Below are 21,825 nucleotides of genomic sequence, written 5' to 3'. Positions count from 1 at the left end.
GCGCCGGTCACCGCGGGATCGGCCGGGCCTCGCCCACCGTGTTGAACGCCGCCCGTCCCGGGGTTGGGCTCTCGACCGAGCGGAACAGGGTCCCGAGGCCGCCCAGCACCTCGAAGGAGCGCCGCGACAGGGCGCCGGCTGGCGCGCCGGGGGGCGGGGTGGTCGGGGCGGGGCCTTGCGCGCTGCGGGCGGCGGCCTTGTCCGACTCGAAGCCCGGCATCGGCTTGATCTCGATGCCCTGGTGGGCCGGCGCCATCACCTCGTGGAAGGTGATCGCCGGCAGCGAGCCGCCGGTCAGGTTCTTGGTCGAGGAATGGTCGTCGTTGCCGTACCAGACCGCGGTCACGAGGTTGCCGGTATAGCCGACGAACCACGCATCGCGGTAGGCGTTGGTGGTGCCCGACTTGCCGGCGGTGCGCACGCCCTCCACCGCCGCCTTGCGGCCGGTGCCCTCGTCGACGACCTTGTTGAGCATGTAGTTCATGTCGGCGACGACCCGGGTCGAGAGCAGCTGCTCGGGCGGCGTCTCGCTGGTGTCGTGGCGGTAGATCACCTCGCCGGCGCCGGTGCGGATCTCGGTCGCCGCGTAGGGCTTGGCCCGGCGGCCGCCATTGGCGAAGACCGAGTAGCCGGCGGCCTGGTCGAGCACCGTCACCTCGGCCGAGCCGATCGGCAGCGAGACCGAATCGACCAGGTTCGAGGTGATGCCCATCTTGTGGGCAAGCTCGATGATCTTGGCCCGGCCGAGCTTGGCCGCGCGGGCGTCGTGTGTCTCTCCGAGCTGCTTGCCCATCGCGATCGAGAACTGCACCGGGATGGTGTTGATCGATTTGGCCACCGCGACCCAGAGCGGCACGGTGCCGGCAAACGAGCGGCCGTAATTCGCCGGGCACCAGTTGCCGATGCAGACCGGTCGGTCGACGACCTTGCTCTCCGGCCGCCACTGCCCGGTGGCCAAAGCCGCGGCGTAGACGTAGGGCTTGAACGACGAGCCGGGCTGGCGCAGCGCGTCGGTGGCGCGGTTGAACTGGCTCTGGCCGTAATCGGCCCCGCCGACCATCGCCCGCACGGCGCCGTCGGGGTCCATGGTCACGAGGGCCGCCTGCTCGACGTCGAAGGCGTCGCCGAACTGGCGCAGCACGTTCTCCACCGCCTGGTCGGCCCGCTTCTGGATCGCGAGATCGAGCGGGGTCTTCACGACCAGCACCCGCTCCTTCTTCAGCTTGCCCTCGTCGGCGAGCTTCTTGATTTCGTTGAAGGCCCAGTCGAGGTAGTAATCGGCGCTGATGTCGCGCGAGCGGGTCACCGGGGTCGCCGGGTTGCGCAGGGCCGACTGGATCTGGCCTTCCGTGAGGTAGCCCGCCTCGACCATGTTGTGCAGCACGTCCGCGGCGCGGGCGCGGGCCTTCGGCAGGTTGACGTGGGGCGCGTACTTCGTCGGCGCCTTGAACAGGCCGGCCAGCATGGCGGCCTCCGGCAGGGTGATATCCTTGAGGTTCTTGCCGAAATAATAATCCGCTGCCGCGGCCGCCCCGAAGGTGCCGCCGCCCATATAGGCGCGGTCGAGGTAGAGCTTCAGGATCTCGTTCTTGGTCAGGTGGCATTCGAGCCAGAGCGCCAGGAACGCCTCGTTGATCTTGCGCTCGAGCGAGCGCTCGTTCGACAGGAAGAGGTTCTTGGCGAGCTGCTGGGTCAGCGAGGAACCGCCCTGGACGTGGCCGCCGCCGCGCGCGTTCACCGTCACGGCGCGCAGGGTCCCGATCGGGTCGATGCCCCAATGCTCGTAGAAGCGCCGGTCCTCGGTCGAGATCAGCGCCTTGACCAGGATGTCGGGAAACTCGTCGATGCGCAGCGAATCGTCGTGCTTGATGCCGCGCCGCCCGACCTCGGTGCCGTAGCGGTCGAGGAAGGTCACGGCGAGGTCCGGGGCCTTGAGCCAGTTCTCGCTGGTCTGGTTGAAGGCCGACTGGGCGAGCGTCAGCATCACCACACCGCCGACGAGGCCGAGCGTCACGCCCTCGCTCGCGAGGTCGAGCGCCAGGCGCTTGACGCCCCGCACCCGGAAGCGGCGCTGGATCTTCTCGGCGTAGCGGCCGTAGGCCTCGCCGAACGAGCGGCCGCCGTTGTAGAGGGCGTCATTCAGCCAGGCGTCGAAACCGAGCATCCCGTGGGACAGGCGGGTCCGGAGCTTGGTCAGCCGGTCGGTGGGCTGGTTCTCGGGCACGGCAACGGTCCTCGGGATGGCGCAATTCAACGGTCTAGCAAGCCTCGCATCCTAGCGCGAGACGGTCAGCCCTTCGCAGCCTTCCAAGGCCTATATGGGGCGCTTCTTCGCCGACACGACGTCGCAGGATTGCGTAAGCCGGCCCGGCCCTGCTTGCCCGCCGCGCCCGGGCGCGGCAGAGGAGAGGCCTCCCGTCTCCGACATCCCCACCCGCGCCGTCTTAGCCGGCGCCTCGAGAGCCTTGAACCACCGTGGCCGAAGCCCGCAGCAAGCCCCCGCGCCCGCCCGCCTCGCTGAAGGCCGCGACCCCGTTCTGGCGCGAGAAGAGCCTGGAGGCGATGTCGCCGCAGGAGTGGGAGAGCCTGTGCGACGGCTGCGGCCGCTGCTGCCTGCTCAAGCTTGAGGACGAGGATTCGGGCGAGATCCTCTACACCGATGTCGGCTGCACGCTGCTCGATGCCGGCACCTGCCGCTGCCGCGACTACGCCCGGCGCCAGCGCAGGGTGCCCGATTGCGTGCGGCTGACGCCGGAGGCGGTGCGCACCCTGCCGTGGCTACCGCCGACCTGCGGCTACCGCCTGGTGCGGGACGGGCGCGACCTGCCCTGGTGGCACCCCCTGGTTTCCGGCACCCGGCGCACCGTGCACGAGGCCGGCATCTCGGTCAGCGGCCGGGTCAGCGGCACCGAGGAGGAGTTCGAAACCGAGGAGCTGCTGGACCGCATCGTCGACTGGCCGAGCCAGGATCCCCAGAGTGAGGATCCCGAAGATGAGGATGTCGGGAGCGAGGAGCCGCGGGCCGGGGCGTGATACCCGCTCGGCGTATTCGAGGAACCGCCCCAGCCGGACGACGTTCCCCGGCCATGCCGAGCGGCGCCCGCGCCGTTCCAGGATGTCTCGCGCCTCGCACCAGCATCGCCGCACCGGGCGAGACTGAAGGCGCATGTCTCGAGGAGAACGCCATGGGCCTGTTCTCGAAACCGATCAAGAGCATGGACGACCTGTTCCAGCACATGCTCCAGGACATCTACTACGCCGAGCAGCAGATCACGAAGGCGCTGCCGAAGATGATCGCCAAGGCGGGCGACCCGCAGCTGAAGGCGGGGTTCGAGACGCATCTGCGCGAGACCGAAGGGCAGATCCAGCGGCTCGAACAGGTGTTCCAGACGCTCGGCCAGCAACCCAAGGGCGTGCGCTGCGCGGCGATGGACGGGATCATCGCCGAGGCCGAGGAGATCATCGGCGACACCGACGATGCCGAGGTCCGCGACGCCGCCATGCTGGCCGCCGCTCAGGCCGTCGAGCATTACGAGATCACCCGCTACGGCACGATCATCGCCTACGCCCAGCAGCTCGGCCGCAAGGATGTGGTCGGCCCGCTGCAGCAGACCCTCGAGGAGGAGAAGGCGACCGACAAGAAACTGACCTCGCTGGCCGAGAGCCGGGTCAACCGTAAGGCCGCCTGAGCCGCGCGCCCACCCCCGTCCCTTCTGGCTGGCACGGGGCTTGCTAGCCCCTATTGGACGCTCATGGGCGTTTCCTCCCTGACTTGGGGCCCCGTCGCGATTCTCGCGCGGGGCCCTCCTTGCTTTCACGACCGTTGCCATCGGGCGCGGGCCGCCCGATAACCCGGGCGACCGGAGATCAACCCGACATGGCCCTCACCGTCGCGGTCCAGATGGACCCGATCCAGGCGATCCGCATCGCCGGCGACACCACCTTCTCGCTGCTGCTGGAGGCGCAGGCCCGCGGCCACACGCTCCTGCACTACACCCCCGACCGGCTCTCGATGCGCGACGGGCGCGTCACCGCCCGGGTCGAGCCCCTTCGGGTGCAGGACGTCGAGGGCGACCACGCGCATCTCGGCGCCCAGGAGCGCGTCGATCTGGCGAGCGTCGACGTGGTGCTGATGCGCCAGGACCCGCCCTTCGACCTCGCCTACATCACGGCGACCCACATGCTGGAGCGGATCCACCCGCATACGCTGGTGGTGAACAACCCGTTCGAGGTGCGCAACGCCCCCGAGAAGCTGTTCGTCACCGCCTATCCGGAGCTGATGCCCCCGACCCTCATCACCCGCGACAAGCGCGAGATCGAGGAGTTCCGGGCCGAGCACGGCGCCGTGGTGATGAAGCCGCTGCACGGGCATGGCGGCGCGGCGGTGCTGCGGGTGCTGCCCGACGACCCGAATTTCGGCTCGATGTTCGACCTGTTCTCGGTCACCTTCCGCGAGCCCTGGGTGGTGCAGCGCTTCCTGCCGCGGATCACCGAGGGCGACAAGCGCATCATCCTGGTCGACGGCGAGCCGCTCGGCGCCGTCAACCGGGTGCCGGCGGCCAACGACATCCGCTCCAACATGGTGCGGGGCGGCACCGGCGGCGCGACGGCGCTGACCCCGCGCGAGCGGGAGATCTGCGCGGCGATCGGCCCGGAACTGCGCCGCCGCGGCCTGATCCTCGTCGGCATCGACGTGATCGACGGCAACCTGACCGAGATCAACGTCACCTCGCCGACCGGCATCCGGGCGATCAAGCGCCTCGGCGGCCCCGACCTCGCGGTCGCGGTCTGGGACGCGATCGAGGCCAAGGTGACGAAGCCGCAGAGCGCCTGATCCAACCCGGCGGGGGAGGGCGCCCCGAGCAGAATTGCGCAACGCAACTCTGCTCGGGTTTTCGTTCTTGCATCATTCTGATCGCCGAACCGGTGACCACTCGGCACCGGCCGTCTACGGCCGGCGGAATGATGCTTAGCCCGCATCCTCCCCCAGCGTGTCCTCGATGTAGAGCCGGTCGAGCAGCACCTTGCAGACCGCCATCAGGGGCAGCGCCAGGGCGACGCCCCAGAGCCCGAACAGCACGCCGAGCAGGATCTGGCCGGCGAACAGGGTCGCGGGCGGGATGTCGAGCGCCCGCTTCTGCACGAAGGGCGTCAGCACGTAGCTCTCCAGGGTCTGCACCAGGAGGTAGACGCACATCCCGGCGATCACCCCCTGCAGCCCCGAGGCGAGGGAGGCCAGCACGATGATGATGCCGGCGACCAGCGCCCCGATGGTCGGGATGAAGCAGAGCAGGCCGGCCTGGAGCCCGAGGATCAGGGCCCCGTCGATGCCGACGAGGCTCAAGCCGAGCCAGACGCAGACGAAGATCGCCGCCATGACGACGAGCTGGCCGAACAGCCAGTGGCGCAGGGTAATGCCGATGTCGTCGGCGACGGAGGCCGCGTGGGTGCGCTGGCGCGAGGGCACGAAGCGCAGCAGTCCGTCGCGGTAGGTCCGCGGATCGGCCGCCACGAACAGGCCGAGCACCACGACGATGAACACGTTGCCGATGGCGCCGAACACCGCCAGCGCCACCGTCGAGGCCTGGCCGAGCACGCTGCTCGCGCCCGACAGGAGGGTGCCGGGGCTCGGCAGGCCGCTCGGGCCCTTCTGCCGCGCGTCCTCCGCCGGAGTCGGATCGCGCTGCGCCGCGGCTTCCTTCAGCTTGCCGAAATCGAGGAAGCGGGTGTCGATCCCGCGGGCGTCGAGCCAGGATTTCACGGTGCCGGATTGCTGCTGCAGCGTCTCCCCCAGGCGCTTCGCCTGCCCCGCCACGGTGGCGCCGCCGAGCCCGACCATGCCGAGCACGAGCAGCGCCAGCAGCACGCTCACGATCGCGAGCCGCGCCCCGTGCCCGAGGGGGACGACGCGGCCGAGGTAATGGGTGAGCCCGTCGAGGAAGACCGCGCACAGGATGCCGGCGAAGATCAGGAGCAGCGTGTCGGCCGAGTGCCAGGCCAGCAGCAGGACCGCCGTGAACGACACCACCCCGATGCCGGCGAGCACGAGGGAGCGGGTGCTCGCCCATGCCGCGGAGCGGGGGACCTCCTGGTGAACGGGATCCTGAGCTGGGAAAACGGCCATGTCCGATGATCTCTCCGCCGGCGGCGCTCGCGGCCGCCGTGCAGGACAGATAGCCGCGCACGGCCGTTCGGCGACCGGAAAATCCGGCTCACCCCTCGTTGCGCCGCCGCCGCACGCCGGCGAGCACGGCGGGATGCGCCGAGGTCTTCCAGGCCTCCGCCCCCGGTGGCGAGACGGCCGTGAAAGGCTTCGGCAGGGCCAGCACCGGGGCCTCGCGCCGGGGCGTCCAGTCCTTCACCTCGACGACCTCGATGATCGGCTCGGGCCGCGGGCGGATCGTCCGGCGCAGGGGCTGCGGCGCGCGGCGCCGGCCGAAGACGCGCAGCAGGGCCCAGCCGGCGAGACCGGCCCAGGCGAGGAGCACCCCCCCGGGCGTCGGGCGCTCGGAGAGGAGGAGCGTGACGAGTCCGACGAGGGCGCAGGCCACCGCGAGGCCGCGCGCGCTCAGCGGGTCGAACGCCAAGGAGTCGGGCTCTCTGGGGTCGGAATGTCTGTGATCGTGGATCATGACCGTGATCCTGCATCAGGCCGGTCAGCGATTCGTCGATCCGATCGCTCGAATTCTCGGTAATCCCCGTTTCACACCCTCACCACCGCGCCGCCGCCGCCGCGTCGTGCTCCGTCGCCTCGACCCAGCCGCCCAAGGTGCCGTCGGCGCGGTGCTCGCGCTTCCAGAACGGCGCGCGGGTCTTGAGGTAGTCCATCAGGAAGCTCGCGGCCTCGAAGGCGGCCGTGCGGTGGGCGGAGGCCGCGAGCACCAGCACGATCCCCTCGCCCGGGCGGATCAGGCCGTGGCGGTGGATCGCGACGGCGCCTTGCAGCGGCCAGCGCGACGCGGCCTCGGCGAGCACGCGGCCGATCTCGGCCTCGGCCATGCCGGGATAATGCTCGAGCTCGAGGGCGGCGAGCCGCCCGTCCTCGTCGCGGCACAGGCCGGTGAAGCTCACGATGGCACCCGCCCGCCCGCCGAGCTCCGCCGTGAGGGCGGCGATCTCCGCCGCGACGTCGAAGGGCTCGGGCTGGATCGAGAGGCGCGGGGTCATGGCGGGTCCGGGCAGTGGGCAGGACCGTGATCTAGCATGAACCGGCCGCGACGGGACCCGGGGCTGGCGGCGGGCGCGGAACGGCGTAGATGTGGGTCGTTGAGACGAACCGGCCGCTCGGCCGGCCGGCCGGACGGAGGATGCCCCCGTGACCCCTGACCTCCTCCTCCCCTTCGACGACACGACACCCACCTTCGCGGCCCGGCCAGTCTGGTGCGGCCGCGGCAGCGCGGTGATCGGGCGGGCGAGCCTCGGGGCGCAAGCCTGGCTCGGCGACGAATCGGTGATCCGCGCCGACGGGCATGACGTGATCGTCGGCGACCGGTTCTGGCTCGGCGCCCGCTCGACCCTGCACATCGCGGCCGAGATGTATCCGTGCATCGTCGGCGACCGGGTCACGGTCGGCCGCGACGCGGTGGTCCATGCCTGCACATTGGGCGACGATTGCGTGATCGAGGATGCCTGCATCGTCCTCGACGGGTCCCTGATCGAGGACGGGGTGCTGCTGGAGGCCGGCAGCACGGTGTTTCCGCGCACCACCCTGCCGGCGGGCTTCGTCTGCGCCGGCAGCCCGGCCCGGCCCCTGCGCCCCCTCGTGCCGGGCGAGCTCGCCGAGCGGGCCGAGCGCCTGCGCGAGGCCGCCGCCAGCGAGCCGGCCGCCGCGCCGGGCGACGACTTCGCGCCCGATCCGGCGGTGTTCGTCGCCCGCACCGCCCGGCTGCGCGGCCGGGTCGCCCTCGCACCGGGGGCGAGCGTGTTCTTCTCCTGCTTGCTCGAGGCGCCGCTGAGCCCGATCGTGATCGGCGCCAACGTGAACGTTCAGGACAATTGCGCGATCCACACCCAGGCCGGCGGCCTGGTGATCGAGCGCGACACCACGCTCGGCCACAACGTCACCGCCGGCGACGGGCGCATCGGGCCGGGCTGCCTGATCGGCATGGGGGCGCGGCTGGCTCCCGGCACGGTGGTGGAGGGGGACGTGCTGCTCGCCGCCGGCAGCGCCACCGATCCGGGCCAGGTGTTGGAAACGGGCTGGCTCTGGGGCGGGCGCCCGGCCCGGCCCCTGTCGCGCCTCGACGCGAACCGCCGCGCCATGATGGCCCGCACCGTCGCGAGCTACGCGGCTTATGGGCGGGCGTATCGCAAGCTCCAGGCCATGCGCGGCGAAGGTTAGAGCCCCGCCACCGCCCGTCCGGCCCCAGCGCGCCGGGCGGCCTCCGCCACGTCGAGGAGATGGGCGAGCTCGGACGCCGCCGCGGCGACCCGCTCGGCGACGCGCTCGTCGGTGACGACCCCGTTCTCGATCTCCGCCTCGCCGGCATAGACCGCGGTCGGCGCGACGTGGGCGGTGAAGAAGCCGAAGAGCGGGCGCAGCTGGTGCTCGACCATCAGGGCGTGGCGTGGGCCGCCGCCGGTCGCGGTGAGCGCCACCGGCTTGCCGGCCAGAGCCGCCGGCTCCAGGAAGTCGATCACGTGCTTGAACAGGCCCGAATAGGAGCCGTTATGCACCGGCGAGCCGACGATCAGGGCGTCGGCGCCCTCGATCGCCTCGATCATGTGGGCGATCGGCAGGGGCAGGGCCTGCCGGGTGGTGGCGCCGAGCCCGGTGCCGACCTCGGCGAGATCGAAGACCTTCAGGTCGATCGGGCGGCGGCGGCCGAGCTCGGCCGCCACGGCCTCCACCAGCGCGCGGGTCCGGGAGGGGCGGCGGACGTTGCCCGAGAAGGCGACGATGCGGGCTGGTCTCACGGCGGGCTCCGGTTGGCTTTCACGGCGACGGGGATGCTGGAACGGTCTCGCGGCCTTGGCGACGGTCCCGAATGTGCCGGGCGCCCGCGACAGGTCAATGCGATTCCGGTGCCAGGGCTCCCCGTCCGTTAACGGGACGACGCGTCCCAGGTCTCCAACAGATGGGGCAGATCGGTGAATTCGTCGAAAACCCGAAGGGCCCCTGCGGCCAAAAGATCCGCCCCGGCGCGGTCGTGCGACCAGTGGCCGCCGCCGCAGAAGCCCAGCACCGGGATGCCGGCGGCCCGCGCCGCGGTGACGCCCGGCACGCTGTCCTCGATCACCACGCATGATTCCGGGGCCACCCCCATCTGGGCGGCGGCGTAGAGGAAGAGGTCCGGGAACGGCTTGCCCCGCGCCACCATGGTGGCGCTGAAGACGTGGCCCTCGAAATGGTCGATGAGGCCGGTGAGCGAGAGCGCGTGGTGCAGGCGCTGCGGATCGCTGCTCGAGGCGATGCAACGCCGGTCCCGCATTGCCCCCAGCACCGCGCCGGCGCCTCTGATCGCCGTCAGCTCGGCGTCGAAGGCCCGCAGGGTGTCGGCCCGCACCGCGTCGACGAAGCCGTCCGGGGTCGGCACGCCGTAATCCGTCGCGACATGCGCCATGATCGACGTCATGCTGGTCCCGGTGAAGCGGCGGGCCACCGTGTCGAGGTCGATCGGCACGCCGATGCGCTGCAGGTTCTCGGTCAGGCGCGCCAGGCTGATCGGCTCGCTGTCCACCAGGACCCCGTCGCAGTCGAAGATCACCAGCTCCGGCCGTCCGCCCGTCCTGCCGTTCATGCCGCTCCCCTCGCTGTCGGTCGCCACGCGCCGTGACACGGAGGCTGCGCCCGGATCAACCCGCCACGGTGCCGCGCTCAAGCTTGCGCCCGCAAGACCGTCTCTCTACTCAAGGTGCCGCGCGCCCCGCGTGAGGCGCGCGGTCCGGAGCCCTGGATGATCCGTTTCCTGTGCCGCAGCCTCGGCCTTCTGCTGCTCGCCGCCGGCTTCGTCGGGATCGTCTATGACGGCGCCCGCTCGATCGCCAACAACGCGGTGCTGGTCACCTCGGTCAGCGACGTCGCCGTGGCGCTCATGAAGGACCGGGCCGCGAGCCTCCAGGCGATGGCCGAGGGCGGGCAGCCGACGCTGTGGAAGCTCCTCGGCCTCCCCTTCACCCTCTCGCCGGCGGCCCCGATCGCCCTGGTCCTCGGCCTGGTGCTGCTCTGGCTCGGCCAGCCGGCGCGGGCCGGCATCGGCACGAGCTTCCGTCCGTGAGCGAGCACCCGCGACTTCCCCTGCATACGAGCATGCCCGGCAATGCGGCCTGACGCGATGGGGCGGACCGCGCTCGCGGTCCTGCCCGGCCTCACCCTCTGCGTCGCCGTCACGGCGGCGGCGAGCCTGGTCCAGGCGGCGGAGGAGCGCCTCGTCCACCACCCCTACGTCGAGGCCCTGGTGATCGCGATCCTCGCCGGGATCGCGATCCGCTCGGTCTGGGAGCCGGGGCCGCGCTGGCGCATCGGCATCGCCTTCAGCGCCAAGCAGCTGCTCGAGGTCGCCGTGATGCTCCTCGGCGCCTCGATCAGCCTCGCGGCTTTGGTCGCCTCGGGGCCGGCCCTGCTCGCCGGCATCGTCGCCACCGTGTTGATCGCCCTGATCGCCAGCTACGCCATCGGCCGCCTCCTCGGGCTGCCGGCCCGGATGTCGATCCTGATCGCCTGCGGCAACGCCATCTGCGGCAACTCGGCCATCGCGGCGGTGGCCCCGGTGATCGGCGCGAGCGGCGACGACGTCGCCTCCTCGATCGCCTTCACGGCGATCCTCGGCGTGCTGGTAGTGCTCGGCCTGCCGCTCCTCATCCCGCTGCTGGGCACCAACCCGACCGAGTACGGCGTGCTCGCCGGCCTCACGGTCTACGCGGTGCCCCAGGTGCTGGCCGCCACCGTGCCGGTGAGCCTCGTCAGCACCCAGGTCGGCACGCTGGTCAAGCTCGTGCGGGTGCTGATGCTCGGCCCCGTGGTGCTCGGCCTGTCGCTGCTCGCCCCGCGCCTGCGCGAGGAGCCCGGCACCCCGGCCGGCGCGCGGAAGAAGCTCGGCTTCTTCAAGCTGGTGCCATGGTTCATCCTCGGCTTCCTCGCGCTCGCCACCGCCCGGTCGCTGGGCCTCGTGCCCGACGCGGCGCTCGCGCCGCTCACCCGCACCGCCGGCATCCTGACGGTGATCGCCATGGCGGCCCTCGGGCTCGGCGTCGACGTGCGGGTGGTGGCCCGGGTCGGCGGCCGGGTGACCCTCGCGGTCACCGCCTCCTTGGGCGTCCTGCTCCTCGTCAGCATCGCGCTGGTGCGGGGGTTGGGGATCTCCTGAACCGGCGGGCTTCCGGCCTGGGACGGTCAGGGGCTGGCACCACAATCGGAGCGTCGGTTATGCCTGCCACGCCGGCACCCGACGCAGGAGCGACCGCAGCTTCGGTCCCGGCGCCGGTGGATTGTCGAGGGCGTGCATGAAGGCGTCGAAGCGAGGGGCGTCGAGCGAGAGCAGGCGCTGGTCGAGCCGACCGTCGACCGCCCGGCGCTGCGCACTCTCGACCACGAACTCCGTGCGGGTCATGTGGAGCACGGCGGTCTCGTCGATGAGCCGGCGGTTCTCCGCCTCGATCCGCAGGTCGATGCTGCTCCCCGTGTCGGCACGCGAAGGCTGGTCCGCGACAGTCGCGGATGCGTGGCCGCGGTCCCCTGGCGGGGGTGAGTGCGGTTTGACCATGTGACGTAGCGCGGGCTCCCGGGGCCACCCTATCGGTACCGGATTGCCCGCGCCAGCTGCGTGGCGCCGACGAGAACGGATCGGCCCGAACCGGCACTCCCGACCCGGGAACAGGCAGGACGTGGCCGGAGGCGAACACCGGCCTCAATGAGCGGCGCGAGAGGCGCCAGGTCAGGTCGGCGGGATTGCGGTCCGATGCTCGGTGGCGGGCGCCGGCTTGGGAGAGGCGGGCTTCTCGGGCGCGGATGCCTTCGCGGTGGGCTTCGGCTCCGCCTTGGGCGCCGTCCTCTCGGCCGAGGGTGCCTTGATGACCGCCGGCTTCGTGGCCTCGGACTTCGTGGACTCGGACTTGGCGGCACCCGGCTTGGTCGCAGTGGGCTTGGCGGCCGGCTTGGGCTCGGCCGCGGCTCTCGCCGGGACCGGCCGGGCGGCGGGCTTCGCGGGTGCCTGCTTGGCGATCTCCGGCTTGGCGGTGTCTGGCTTGGCGAGCGCCCCGGTCACCGCGACGTCGGCCGGTTTGCCGGTGTCGAGGCCGTAGACGTCGTCACGAAAATGCACCCTTCCGTCCGGGGTGGCGTAGCCGGTGAGGTAGACGAACGTCACCGGCACGGGCTTCGCCAGCTTGATGTCGCGGCGCTCGCCGGTGGCGATGCCAGTCTCGATCTCCATCGGGCCCCAGGCCGAGCCGGGGCCGTTCGGGCCCGGCGTGCCGTCGAGGAGCCAGCCGACCAGCGCCTTCACGTCGGCGACGCGCACGCAGCCCGAGGAGTGGAAGCGCACGTCGCGGGAAAAGAGCGACTTCGACGGCGTGTCGTGCATGTAGACCGCGTGCCGGTTCGGCATGTCGATCCGCACCTGGCCGAGCGAGTTGTCGAAGCCCGGATCCTGGCGCAGGGTGTAGTTCACCGCCCGCTCGGTCGACCAGTCGACGGCGGTCGGCTGCACCTCCTGGCCCTGGCCGTCGAGCATGCGGATATGCATCTTGGCGAGGTAGCCCGGATCCTTGCGCATGTGCGGGATGATGTCCTTCTTGATGAGGGACACCGGTACGGTCCAGGTCGGGTTGAAGTTGATGTTGGTGATCTTCGTCTCGACCGAGGGCGAGGCGCGCTCCGGCTTGCCCACCACCGCGACGTAGCGGCGCGCCACGCTGCCGTGGTCCACCGCCTCGACGGCGGCCGACGGGATGTTGACCACGACGTAGCGCTCGCCGAACGGGAAGCTCGACCCGATCAGCCGGTTGGCCGAGGCCGCGAGCTGGCGCTGGCGCACGCTCGCCGGCACGTTGAGGGCGGCCAAGGTCTGGCGGCCGAGGAGCCCCGTCTCGGGCAGGTTGTGCCGGGCCTGGTAGCGCTTGAGCGCCGCGACGAGGCCGGGATCGAGGGTGTCGCCCTCCGGGCCGCCGGGGGCGAGGTCCTCGGTCAGCACGAGGTGGCGGCGCAAGCCCGGGATCGCCGGGTTGCGCTCGCCGGGCTTCACTGCGAGGTCCGCCGGCAGGGCCGGCCAGCCCCCGGCCTCGACCAGGCCCTGGTAGCGTTCGGCCGCCCGCAGGGTGTCGAGGAAGGTCGCGGGGGTCAGGGTCGGGGTGGTGTCCTGCGACATTCGCGCCACCACCAGCGGCGGCAGCTCGCGCGAGACTTTTTTGGGAGCCGGCTTGCCCTCGGCGGATTTCGCCTCTGCGGGCTTGGCCTCCGCGGGTCTGGCTTCGACCGGCCTGGACTCGCCCAACTTCGGGGCGGCGCCGGGCTTGATCGGGCCGACCGGCAGCGGCGTCGCGCCGCCCGGCAAGGGCTCGGGCGAGGCCGTCACCTCGCGCCGCGCGGGCTCGACCGGCGCCGGCGGGACGGGGGCGGCCTGCGGAGAGGATTGGTTCAGGGGAGCCTGGGAACCCGGCACCGACGCGGGCGGCACCGGGGGCGCGGGCTCGACCGCGGCGGCGAGCCCGGTGCCGAGCACCCAGGCGAGGGCCGCCGCCGAGGGCAGGTACGGAAACGCAACACGCAACACCATCACCGGCCTCGGGCAAGGACGCCCCCCAGCATGGTCACGCGAGGGTTACCAAAAACCTGCCGGCCCGACTCACGGGCTGCCGGGTCGCGGATCGCCGAGCGCGCCCCGCGCCGCCGCCAGGATCTCGTCGGACAGGGCGGGGTCGTCCACCGCCCGGGCGAGCACCAGGGCACCGACGAGGCCGGAGATCGCCGCGAGCGCCGCCGCCCGGTCGCCGTCGGGCAGGGCCTCCTGCATCCGGGCGAGCCGCGCCTCCAGCCCCTCGGTGAAGGCGCGCCGCACGGGCGCCGGCTGGCGCGCCGCCTCGCCCCCCAGGGCCGCGAGGGCGCAGCCGGTGCCCGGCCGGTCGCGATGGGCCGCCGACAGGTAGGAGGCGACGAAGCCGGCCAGATCCGGCGCTGTCCCGGGCTCCCGCGGCGCCAGCGCCTGACCCAGCGCCTGGGCGGCAAGATCCTCCTTCGAGGCGAAGTGGCCGTAGAAGCCGCCATGGGTCAGCCCGGCAGCCTCCATCACCTCGGCCACCGTCACGGCGGAGAACCCCTTCTCGCGAAACAGGCGACCCGCCGCCTCGAGGATCCGGCGCCGGTTCTCCTGGAACTGCTCGCGCGTCACCCGCATCCGACGATCCGCTCCCATTGACATCATTGAGGACGACGATCATCAATATAGTATCATGATTGACGTCATGTAAGAAGGCGAAAAGGAGGGAGCATGGCCGCCACGTCGTCGCCCGAGCCGCTGCGGGAGCCCCCGGCAAGGGAGCAATCGGCAAAGGAGCAACCGGCAAGGGAGCGCACGGTCACCTGGGCCGATCCGCGGGCGCTGGCCCGGGCCGGGCAGGGGCTCGCCGGGCTCGATTTCCTGCGTGCCCTGATCGCCGGCACGGTGCCGCCGCCGCCGATCGTCGCCCTGATGGGCATCACGCTCGACGAGGCCGAGCCGGGCCGGGTGACGATGCGGATGCCGGCGGGCGAGTACCTCTACAACCCGATCGGCAGCGTCCATGGCGGGGCGCTGGCGACGCTGCTCGACAGCGCGATGGGCTGCGCCGTCCATAGCACCCTGCCGGCCGGGCGCGGCTACACGACGCTGGAGATCAAGGTGAACTACCTGCGGGCGGTCACCGAAGGCTCCGGCCGCGTCGCGGCGACCGGCCGGGTGGTCCATGCCGGGCGGCGCCAGGCCGTGGCCGAGGCGAGCCTCACCGACGAGGCCGGCCGGCTCTGCGCCACCGCCAGCACCACCTGCCTGGTCTTCGACCTGCCCGTGCGGGACGATTTGCCAGCCCGCGAGGAGCGGCCCGCCCGACCGGAGGAGCGCCCGTGAGCCTGCCCTACCGCACCGCCCTCATCGTCGGCGCCGGGTCCGGCATCAGCGCCGCGCTCGCCCGCCTCCTCGCCGCGGAAGGGCTGCAGGTCGGCCTCGCGGCCCGCGACGCGGGCAAGCTCGCCGACCTCGCGGCCGAGACCGGGGCGGCGACCTTCGCGGCCGACGCCGCCGACCCGGGGGCCGTGGCCGCGCTGTTCGCCGCGGTCGAGGCCCGCCTCGGCGCGCCCGATGCGGTGATCTACAACGCCAGCGCCCGGGCGCCCGGGCCGCTCGCCTCCCTCGATCCGGAGGCGGTGCGGCGGGCGGTGGAGGTCACCGCCTACGGCGCCTTCCTGGTCGCCCGCGAGGCGGCGCAGCGCATGGAGCCGCATGGCCACGGGGCGATCCTGTTCACCGGCGCCACCGCCGGCGTGAAGGGCTTTCCGCTCTCGGCCGCCTTCGCGATGGGCAAGTTCGCCCTGCGTGGCCTCGCCCAGAGCGCGGCGCGCGAACTGGGGCCGAAGGGCATCCACGTCGCCCACTTCGTCGTCGACGGCGCGGTGCGCAGCGCCCGCCGGCCCGACCCGGCGGACAAGCCCGACAGCACCCTCACGCCGGAGGGCGTGGCGCGGGCCTATCTCGACGTTTTGCGCCAGCCCCGCGACGCCTGGTCGTTCGAGGTCGAGCTGCGGCCCTGGGTGGAGCGGTTCTGAGAGGCATTTGATTGGCCTCTACAGCTTCATCCTGCTCCGCGTCATTCCGGGGCCGCGTAGCGGAGCCCGGAATCCAGAACCGCAGGTCGTTCAGGATAGAGCAAAGAGCGTTCCGCTTCGTTCTGCACCACCTTAGTGTCTGGATTCCGGGCTCCGCTGCGCGGCCCCGGAATGACGCGGAGGGTGGAAAGATCGTCGATGGACCACCACCGTCGCTGCGGGCAGCTGCCCTCACGCCGCCCGCACCGCCTCCAGGAAGCCCTGCACCTGGCCGCGCAGGCGCTCGGCCTGGCCGGCGAGCTCGGAGGAGGTGGCGAGCACCTGGGTGGCGGCGTGGCCGGTCTCCTGGGCGGCCTGGGACAGGCCCGCGACCGTCGCGGTGACGTCGCCGGTGCGGGTCGAGGCCTGGGCCACGGAGGCGACGATCTCTCGCGTCGCGCTGCCCTGCTCGCGCACGGTGCCGGCGATGGCCTCGGCGGTGTCGCTCACGGCGTGGATCGTCCCGGTGATGCCGGCGATCGCCGTGACCGCCCGACCGGTCGAGGTCTGGATCCAGGCGATCTGCTCAGCGATCTCGGCGGTCGCCTTCGCGGTCTGGCCGGCCAGTTCCTTCACCTCGGCCGCCACCACGGCGAAGCCCCGGCCCGCCGCCCCGGCGCGGGCCGCCTCGATCGTGGCGTTCAGCGCCAGCAGGTTGGTCTGCTGGGCGATGCCGGAGATGAGGGCGAGCACGTCGCCGATGCGGTTCGCCGCGCCGGCCAGATCCGCCACGATGGTGCCGGCCTGCGCGGCCTCGGCGACCGCGGCCCGGGAGCGCTCGGCGGAGGCCGCGGCCTGCCGGTCGATCTCGCTCACCGAGGCGCCGAGGGTGCCGGCCGCGTCCGACACCATCCCGACGTTGCGGGCCGCGTCGCCGGCGGCCTCCGCCACCGCCGCCGAGCGCCGGGCGGCGTCGCCCGCGGTGGCGGAGAGCTGGGCGGCGGTCGCCTGCATCTCGGTCGCCGCCGACGAGACCATGCCGACGACCTCGCCGACCGCCCGGTCGAAGCTTCGCACCAGGTCGTCCACCGCGCCGGCCCGGCGCTCGCGCTGTGCCTGCCCGGTCGCCTCCGCGGCCCGCAAGGTCTCGGTCTCGGCGAGGCGGTCGCGGAACAGCCGGACCGAACGGGCCATGGTGCCGACCTCGTCGCTCCGCTCCGTCCCCGGCACGGACGCGTCGAGGCGGCCCTCGGCGAGGGCCTGCATGGTGCGGTCGAGGGCGGCGAGCGGCCGGCCGATATGCCGGGCGAGCGCCCAGGCGACGGCGAGCGCCGCGAGGGCCGCGACGGCGAGCACGCCGAGGAGCACGAGGACGGCCCGGTGCCGGGCGGCGACCTCGCCCGAGACGTCGAGCGCCACCTCGATCGTGCCGATCGCCTGGCCCGAGGCGTTGACGAGCGGCCCGGCCACCACGGCGGTCGCGCGCTCGCCGATCGTGATTTCGCGCCAGGCGATCGGCCGGGCGGTCGCCGCCGCATGGGCGGCGGGGTCGAGCAGGGTCTTGTCGGGGAAGGTCGCTGCGAGCGTCGTCGGCACCCCGTCCTTGACGAGGTGGAACGCCAGGTCGACGCCGAGCCGCTGCTTCAGGTCGGCGAGGAAGCCGGCGCCGAGCGGGCTGCCGACATCGGCGATGCCGACCGTCGCGCCGTTGCGGACCACCGGCACCGTGGCGAAGATCGCGATCGTGTCCCGCCCCGGTTCGATGCCGGTCGTGGCCAGGCCGGTCTGCAAGGCCGCCCGCACGGTGGCGCGGCGGGCGAGCACCGAATCGCCGTGGGCGTCCGGTGCGTGCAGGCGCGCGAGCGCGGTGCCGTCCGGGCGGAAGACGCTCACCAGCCGCAGGTTCAGGCCCTCCGCCAGCCGCGCCCCGAGGGCCGGGGAGCGCGAGAGGATCGCCGCGCGGTCGCCCCGCTGCATCGCCTCGCCGAGGGCGGGATCGTGGGCGAGGCTCGTCGAGACGGCGAGCGCGCGCCGGCCCTGCTCGGCCATCGCATCCGTCACCGCCCGGTAGCGCTGGTCCAAGGCCGTGGCGATCGCGGCGTCGGCGGCCTCGTGCTGCTGCCGGTAGGCGGTCCATCCAAGGAGCGCGGTCGCCGTCAGCGAGCAGGCGAGCAGGGCGGCGGTGAGCTTGCCTCCGATGGAGCGCAAGGCGGGCGGGCGTCGCGAGAGCATGGCGGGTGCGTAAGGGCTCGGCAGGTCGGGCTCGACCGCAGAGACCCTGTCGACCGCACGTTAAGGCCGCGTGAAGCGCGATCCCCGAAAGATCACGGCCGGGCGACGATCGCCGGCGGATCGTATCGGATTGTCTTCGCGATACCGGGTTGACGCGCGTCATCCGGCTTCATGGATGAGCCGGGCGTGCGGGCGGTTCGAGGTGCAGGGAAAAATCTTCCCCAGCGCCAACCACGACCTCGTCCGCCCGGCTTCGTCCCCTCACCCCCGGTAGCGCGCCGCCGCGTGCTCTTGCGCGAAATTCGGTGCCATTGCCCGGCGCGCCGCCTCGAACGCTTCCCATTGGCCGTGATCCGGCAGGGACGGGATCGTCACCGCCTCGCGCCGGTCGAACCCGTTCAGGGCAGCGTCGACCATCTCGCCGACCTCCATCACGCCCTGCAGGCTCTCCACCGCCCTGCCGGAGCGCTCCCAGATCTCGGTGCGGGTCGCAGCCGGCAGCACCGCCTGGACGTAGATCCCACGCGGCCCGAGCTCGGACTGGAGCCCCTGCGAGAGGGTCAGCACGTAGGCCTTGGTCGCCCCGTAGACGCCGGGCAGCCACTCGGGCGCGAGCGCCACCACCGAACTGATGTTGACGATGGCGCCGCCGCCGCTGGCCAGGAACCCCTGCACGGCGGCGCCGGCGAGCCGAGTCAGCGCCACCACGTTGAGGTCGACGAGGCGGTATTGCGGCGCGAGGTCGTCGGCCGCGAAGCCCGCCGGGGCGGCAGCACCCGCATTGTTCACGAGCAGGCCGATTCGGGCATCGTCGCGCAGCCGCGCCTCGACCGCCGCGAGCCCGGCCTGGTCGGTGAGGTCGGCCGCCAGCACGTCGACGGCGACGCCGGTCTCGGCCCGCAGGCGCGCGGCCAGCGCGTCGAGGCGGGCGGCGTCGCGAGCCACCAGCACCAGGGGATGGCCGCGCCGGGCGAGGCGGTCGGCATAGGTGGCACCGATGCCCGACGAGGCGCCGGTGACGAGGGCGGCGGGCTGATGGTCGTTCATGGGGAGGTTCCTTAGGCTCCGGATCGGCGGCGTTTCATGATCGCCGTCATGTCTGTATTGATGATGGTCATCAGCAAAGACGTCAATCGGCTCCGCCGCCGGTGGGTGCGCCGGCGCACAAGGGGCCCGCAACCTCCGCACAAGGCAGGGGCGTCACAGAGCGATCAGGCAGTGTCGCCTGGGCTGGGACGGGATTGGCGAGAGAGATGTCCGGTCGCGAGCAAGCCGAGAGGCTGTGGAGCAACATCGTCGAGCTCGGAGCCCGGCGCCTCGCCGCCCTCGGGCTGATCGGGCTCGTGGTGTTCCTGGCGGTGGGGCTCGGCGCCTACTACCTGAGCCGCCCAGCGCAGGAGACGCTCTATACCGGCCTCTCCCGCGAGGACGTCGCCCGCATCGGCGGCGTGCTCAAGGATGCGGGCATCCGCTTCGACGTCAGCGCCGACGGCGCCGCCGTGATGGTGCCCTACGGCAATACCGCCCAGGCGCGGATGCTGCTCGCCGAGAAGGGCCTGCCGCAGAGCTCGAAGTCGGGCTACGAGCTGTTCAACGACCTCGGCTCGCTCGGCATGACCTCGTTCATGCAGGAGGTGACCCGGGTTCGCGCCCTCGAAGGTGAGATCGCCCGCACGATCCAGGGCATGAAGGGCGTGCGCGCCGCCCGCGTCCACATCGTGCTCCCCGAGCGCGGCTCGTTCCGGCGCGACCAGCAACCGCCCTCGGCTTCCGTGGTGGTGCGCACCGAGCCCGCCGACGACCGCAGCGGCGCCCAGGCGATCCGCCAGCTCGTCGCCTCGGCGATCCCCGGCATGAAGCCGGACCGGGTCACGGTGATCGGCGCCGACGGCACGCTGCTCCTGTCGGGCGACGACGGCGGCCAGGCGCCCACCGGCAAGATGGCGAGCCTGGAGAAGGATGTCAGCCGCGAGGTGCAGGACCGGATCCGCCGCGCGCTCACCCCCTATCTCGGCATCGGCAATTTCGAGGTCAGCGTCGCGGCCCAGCTCAACACCGACAAGACCTCGACCAACGAGACGATCTACAACCCCGACCAGCAGGTCGCCCGCTCGGTCCGCTCGGTGCGCGAGAACGAGAACAGCCAGAACCGCAGCGCCCAGCGCCCGACCAGCGCCCAGCAGAACCTGCCCGACCAGCGCACACGCTCGGACGGCAACGACACCGCCAGCAACGAGACCTCCAAGAAGGAGGACCTCACCAACTACGAGATCTCCCAGCGGGTGATCCAGACGGTGAGCGACGGCTACGCGATGAAGCAGCTCTCGGTGGCGGTGCTGGTCAACCGCTCGCGGCTCACGGCTGGGCAGCAGGGCCAAGAGGGCAACGCGGGCAACGCGGCCAACATCGAGAAGCAGATCGCCGAGATCGAGCAGATCGTCGCCACGGCGGCCGGCACCAGCAAGGAGCGCGGCGACACGGTCAAGGTCGCGGCGGTGAGCTTCATCAACGACGGCCAGGCCCTCGAGCCGGTGCCGCCGCTCAGCATCGCCGACGTGATGGTGCGCCAGTCCGCGACCCTCATCAACGCGGCCACCATCCTGGTGGTGGCGGGCCTCCTGATCTGGTTCGGCCTGCGCCCGGCGCTCCGCGCCATCCTGGCGGTGCCGGAGGCGGCCCAGACCGAGATGGCGGCTCTCGAGGCCGCGGCCGCCGCCGTCCTCCTGCCAGGCGCCGCGATGGCCGAGGCCGGAGCCCTGCCGGCGCCGGGCGCGGTGCCGGGCGCCGTCCCGGGCCAGCCGGCCCTCGCCGGCCCCGAGGGGATGTCCGCCATGGCGAGCCTCATCGAGGACATGGCCGAGAAGGCGAAGAACTCGCCGCAGAAGCGCCTGGAGCAGATGATCGACGTCGACGAGGAGCAGGTCGCCGCCATCCTCAAGCGCTGGCTGCTGCGTGAGGAGCCGGCGTGATGGATGCGGTGATCGCCCGCTACCTGCCGGAGATCGCGTCCGGCCCGGTGCCGCCCCAGCCAGCGGCGGCTCTGGTTCCCGCGGCCCGCGGCGGCCCTTCCTCCGACACGTCGTCCTTCGACAATCCGTCCTTCGACAATCCTTGGGCCGGCCTCGCCCGGGCCCCGCGCGCGCCGCTCCCGGTCCCCGAGACGCCGGACGTGATCCGGATCGAGCCTCCCCGGCCCGAAGGGCCGCCCGAGGGGCCGCACCACGGCCCGCTCGACGCCGCGCGCGCGGAATGGCTCGAGGGCCTGCTGCCCCGCGCCGCGACCCCGCCGGCGCCGCCTCCGCCCGAGGCAGCCCTCGCCGCCTCGCCCCTGGTGAAGCCGCAAGCGGCCAAGCGCGAGACGCCGGAGGAGCGCGCCGCGCTCCTCGCCGCCGCCGAGGAGCGCGGCCGGCAGCAGGGCCTCGCCGAGGCTCGGGAGGAGGCCGCGATCGCCCGCCTCCACGCGGCGCAAGCCGCGGAGGCCCGCCTCGCCGAGGCGCGCCGGCACTGGAGCGAGGCCGAGGCCGACGCCCTGGCCGACGGCTTCGCGGCGGCTTTGCGTGCCCTCGACGCGACCCTCTCCGACCGCATCGCCCGCCTGCTGGTGCCGGTGCTGACCGACGCCCTGCGCCGCCAGGCGGTGGCCGAGCTGAGCGGCGCGCTGGCGCGGCTGCTGGCCGAGCCGCAGGCCGTCCATGTGCGGGTGAGCGGGCCGGAGGATCTGCTGGCGGCTTTGGCCGCCCGCCTCGGGCCGCTCGCGGCCTCCGTGTCGTTCACGGCGGCCGAGACGGCGGAGGTGCAGGTGAGCGCCGACCAGACCGTGATCGATACCCAGCTCGGCGCCTGGACGCGCCTCATCGCGGCAGCGGTGGCGGAGACCTGAG

The 21,825-nt window shown here is 72.6% G+C and carries 21 protein-coding genes; 10 read left to right on the top strand and 11 right to left on the bottom strand.

Annotated features, from left to right (window positions below):
- Positions 1 to 7: 7 nt before the first annotated feature.
- Entirely contained in the window at positions 8 to 2,164 is a 2,157-nt protein-coding gene (locus tag ABZT49_RS30885; RefSeq protein ID WP_355291997.1) for a PBP1A family penicillin-binding protein, read from the bottom strand.
- Positions 2,165 to 2,475: 311 nt separating this feature from the next.
- Between ABZT49_RS30885 and ABZT49_RS30880 the strand changes: the two genes are divergently transcribed.
- From ABZT49_RS30880 to gshB, 3 genes are all read left to right on the top strand, one after another.
- Positions 2,476 to 3,033, top strand: a complete 558-nt coding sequence (locus ABZT49_RS30880) for a YcgN family cysteine cluster protein (protein ID WP_355291981.1) — start codon at positions 2,476 to 2,478, stop codon at positions 3,031 to 3,033.
- Between the two features lie 152 nt (positions 3,034 to 3,185).
- Positions 3,186 to 3,689 carry a ferritin-like domain-containing protein gene (locus ABZT49_RS30875; protein ID WP_355291980.1) on the top strand — a complete coding sequence of 168 codons (504 nt, stop codon included), beginning with the start codon at positions 3,186 to 3,188 and terminating at the stop codon, positions 3,687 to 3,689.
- Positions 3,690 to 3,877: 188 nt separating this feature from the next.
- Positions 3,878 to 4,834, top strand: a complete 957-nt coding sequence (gene gshB, locus ABZT49_RS30870) for a glutathione synthase (RefSeq protein ID WP_355291978.1) — start codon at positions 3,878 to 3,880, stop codon at positions 4,832 to 4,834.
- A 135-nt stretch (positions 4,835 to 4,969) separates the two neighbouring features.
- Here the strand turns inward: gshB and ABZT49_RS30865 are convergent, their stop codons facing one another.
- The 3 genes from ABZT49_RS30865 to ABZT49_RS30855 all read right to left on the bottom strand — a co-directional run bounded on the left by ABZT49_RS30865 (position 4,970) and on the right by ABZT49_RS30855 (position 7,167).
- A complete protein-coding gene (locus tag ABZT49_RS30865; protein WP_355291976.1) occupies positions 4,970 to 6,124 on the bottom strand; it encodes an AI-2E family transporter in 1,155 nt (384 codons plus the stop codon).
- A gap of 88 nt (positions 6,125 to 6,212) precedes the next feature.
- Complete coding sequence (locus ABZT49_RS30860; RefSeq protein WP_355291974.1) at positions 6,213 to 6,587, bottom strand: hypothetical protein; 375 nt, start codon at positions 6,585 to 6,587, stop codon at positions 6,213 to 6,215.
- 124 nt (positions 6,588 to 6,711) lie between these two features.
- Positions 6,712 to 7,167, bottom strand: coding sequence for a molybdenum cofactor biosynthesis protein MoaE (locus ABZT49_RS30855; RefSeq protein ID WP_355291972.1), 456 nt, complete (start codon positions 7,165 to 7,167; stop codon positions 6,712 to 6,714).
- Positions 7,168 to 7,315: 148 nt separating this feature from the next.
- On the opposite strand from ABZT49_RS30855, the gene ABZT49_RS30850 reads away from it, so the two are divergent.
- Complete coding sequence (locus tag ABZT49_RS30850; RefSeq protein ID WP_355291970.1) at positions 7,316 to 8,341, top strand: gamma carbonic anhydrase family protein; 1,026 nt, start codon at positions 7,316 to 7,318, stop codon at positions 8,339 to 8,341.
- Here the strand turns inward: ABZT49_RS30850 and msuE are convergent.
- Together msuE and ABZT49_RS30840 are read right to left on the bottom strand one after the other, a co-directional pair.
- Positions 8,338 to 8,916, bottom strand: a complete 579-nt coding sequence (msuE, locus tag ABZT49_RS30845; RefSeq protein ID WP_355291968.1) for an FMN reductase — start codon at positions 8,914 to 8,916, stop codon at positions 8,338 to 8,340. The two genes, ABZT49_RS30850 and msuE, sit on opposite strands and share 4 nt — an antisense overlap.
- Positions 8,917 to 9,044: 128 nt before the next feature.
- Entirely contained in the window at positions 9,045 to 9,740 is a 696-nt protein-coding gene (locus ABZT49_RS30840) for an HAD family hydrolase (protein WP_355291966.1), read from the bottom strand.
- 156 nt (positions 9,741 to 9,896) lie between these two features.
- Between ABZT49_RS30840 and ABZT49_RS30835 the strand changes: the two genes are divergently transcribed.
- Together ABZT49_RS30835 and ABZT49_RS30830 are read left to right on the top strand one after the other, a co-directional pair.
- On the top strand, positions 9,897 to 10,217 hold the full coding sequence (locus tag ABZT49_RS30835) for a PetM family of cytochrome b6f complex subunit 7 (protein ID WP_355291965.1): 321 nt from the start codon (positions 9,897 to 9,899) through the stop codon (positions 10,215 to 10,217).
- A 42-nt stretch (positions 10,218 to 10,259) separates the two neighbouring features.
- Positions 10,260 to 11,306 carry a putative sulfate exporter family transporter gene (locus ABZT49_RS30830; RefSeq protein WP_355291963.1) on the top strand — a complete coding sequence of 349 codons (1,047 nt, stop codon included), beginning with the start codon at positions 10,260 to 10,262 and terminating at the stop codon, positions 11,304 to 11,306.
- A gap of 57 nt (positions 11,307 to 11,363) precedes the next feature.
- Here the strand turns inward: ABZT49_RS30830 and ABZT49_RS30825 are convergent, their stop codons facing one another.
- The 3 genes from ABZT49_RS30825 to ABZT49_RS30815 form a co-directional block, all read right to left on the bottom strand.
- Entirely contained in the window at positions 11,364 to 11,702 is a 339-nt protein-coding gene (locus tag ABZT49_RS30825; RefSeq protein WP_355291961.1) for a DUF1778 domain-containing protein, read from the bottom strand.
- 171 nt (positions 11,703 to 11,873) lie between these two features.
- Positions 11,874 to 13,712: a L,D-transpeptidase family protein gene (locus ABZT49_RS30820; RefSeq protein WP_355291959.1), complete on the bottom strand. Its 1,839-nt coding sequence runs from the start codon at positions 13,710 to 13,712 to the stop codon at positions 11,874 to 11,876.
- Positions 13,713 to 13,781: 69 nt separating this feature from the next.
- Positions 13,782 to 14,330, bottom strand: coding sequence for a TetR family transcriptional regulator (locus ABZT49_RS30815; protein WP_355291958.1), 549 nt, complete (start codon positions 14,328 to 14,330; stop codon positions 13,782 to 13,784).
- A 93-nt stretch (positions 14,331 to 14,423) separates the two neighbouring features.
- Here ABZT49_RS30815 and ABZT49_RS30810 point away from each other — a divergent pair, with 93 nt between their 5' ends.
- Positions 14,424 to 15,038, top strand: coding sequence for a PaaI family thioesterase (locus ABZT49_RS30810; protein WP_355291956.1), 615 nt, complete (start codon positions 14,424 to 14,426; stop codon positions 15,036 to 15,038).
- Positions 15,035 to 15,733, top strand: a complete 699-nt coding sequence (locus ABZT49_RS30805; RefSeq protein ID WP_355291952.1) for an SDR family NAD(P)-dependent oxidoreductase — start codon at positions 15,035 to 15,037, stop codon at positions 15,731 to 15,733. Before ABZT49_RS30810 ends, ABZT49_RS30805 begins: the two co-directional genes overlap by 4 nt.
- 231 nt (positions 15,734 to 15,964) lie before the next feature.
- Here ABZT49_RS30805 and ABZT49_RS30800 read toward each other — a convergent pair whose 3' ends face one another.
- Entirely contained in the window at positions 15,965 to 17,920 is a 1,956-nt protein-coding gene (locus ABZT49_RS30800; RefSeq protein WP_355291950.1) for a methyl-accepting chemotaxis protein, read from the bottom strand.
- 285 nt (positions 17,921 to 18,205) lie between these two features.
- Positions 18,206 to 18,991 (bottom strand): SDR family NAD(P)-dependent oxidoreductase, encoded by a 786-nt coding sequence (locus ABZT49_RS30795; RefSeq protein ID WP_355291948.1) that lies wholly within the window; start codon positions 18,989 to 18,991, stop codon positions 18,206 to 18,208.
- A 206-nt stretch (positions 18,992 to 19,197) separates the two neighbouring features.
- Between ABZT49_RS30795 and fliF the strand changes: the two genes are divergently transcribed.
- Complete coding sequence (fliF, locus tag ABZT49_RS30790) at positions 19,198 to 20,913, top strand: flagellar basal-body MS-ring/collar protein FliF (RefSeq protein WP_355291946.1); 1,716 nt, start codon at positions 19,198 to 19,200, stop codon at positions 20,911 to 20,913.
- A complete protein-coding gene (locus tag ABZT49_RS30785; RefSeq protein ID WP_355291944.1) occupies positions 20,913 to 21,824 on the top strand; it encodes a hypothetical protein in 912 nt (303 codons plus the stop codon). Before fliF ends, ABZT49_RS30785 begins: the two co-directional genes overlap by 1 nt.
- The last annotated feature ends 1 nt before the right edge of the window (position 21,825 follow it).

This window comes from Methylobacterium sp. EM32 (assembly GCF_040593685.1).
GTDB lineage: Bacteria > Pseudomonadota > Alphaproteobacteria > Rhizobiales > Beijerinckiaceae > Methylobacterium.
The sequence above is the reverse complement of the archived record's forward strand: the minus strand, read 5'-3'. Positions and strand labels throughout refer to the sequence as shown.

Coding starts and splice junctions, on each gene's coding strand:
- ABZT49_RS30885 (WP_355291997.1), bottom strand. CDS start 2,164: ATGCTCGGTTTCGACGCCTGGCTGAATGACGCCCTCTACAACGGCGGC.
- ABZT49_RS30875 (WP_355291980.1), top strand. CDS start 3,186: ATGGGCCTGTTCTCGAAACCGATCAAGAGCATGGACGACCTGTTCCAG.
- gshB (WP_355291978.1), top strand. CDS start 3,878: ATGGCCCTCACCGTCGCGGTCCAGATGGACCCGATCCAGGCGATCCGC.
- ABZT49_RS30865 (WP_355291976.1), bottom strand. CDS start 6,124: ATGGCCGTTTTCCCAGCTCAGGATCCCGTTCACCAGGAGGTCCCCCGC.
- ABZT49_RS30855 (WP_355291972.1), bottom strand. CDS start 7,167: ATGACCCCGCGCCTCTCGATCCAGCCCGAGCCCTTCGACGTCGCGGCG.
- ABZT49_RS30840 (WP_355291966.1), bottom strand. CDS start 9,740: ATGAACGGCAGGACGGGCGGACGGCCGGAGCTGGTGATCTTCGACTGC.
- ABZT49_RS30835 (WP_355291965.1), top strand. CDS start 9,897: ATGATCCGTTTCCTGTGCCGCAGCCTCGGCCTTCTGCTGCTCGCCGCC.
- ABZT49_RS30830 (WP_355291963.1), top strand. CDS start 10,260: ATGCGGCCTGACGCGATGGGGCGGACCGCGCTCGCGGTCCTGCCCGGC.
- ABZT49_RS30825 (WP_355291961.1), bottom strand. CDS start 11,702: ATGGTCAAACCGCACTCACCCCCGCCAGGGGACCGCGGCCACGCATCC.
- ABZT49_RS30820 (WP_355291959.1), bottom strand. CDS start 13,712: ATGGTGTTGCGTGTTGCGTTTCCGTACCTGCCCTCGGCGGCGGCCCTC.
- ABZT49_RS30815 (WP_355291958.1), bottom strand. CDS start 14,330: ATGCGGGTGACGCGCGAGCAGTTCCAGGAGAACCGGCGCCGGATCCTC.
- ABZT49_RS30810 (WP_355291956.1), top strand. CDS start 14,424: ATGGCCGCCACGTCGTCGCCCGAGCCGCTGCGGGAGCCCCCGGCAAGG.
- ABZT49_RS30795 (WP_355291948.1), bottom strand. CDS start 18,991: ATGAACGACCATCAGCCCGCCGCCCTCGTCACCGGCGCCTCGTCGGGC.
- fliF (WP_355291946.1), top strand. CDS start 19,198: ATGTCCGGTCGCGAGCAAGCCGAGAGGCTGTGGAGCAACATCGTCGAG.
- ABZT49_RS30785 (WP_355291944.1), top strand. CDS start 20,913: ATGGATGCGGTGATCGCCCGCTACCTGCCGGAGATCGCGTCCGGCCCG.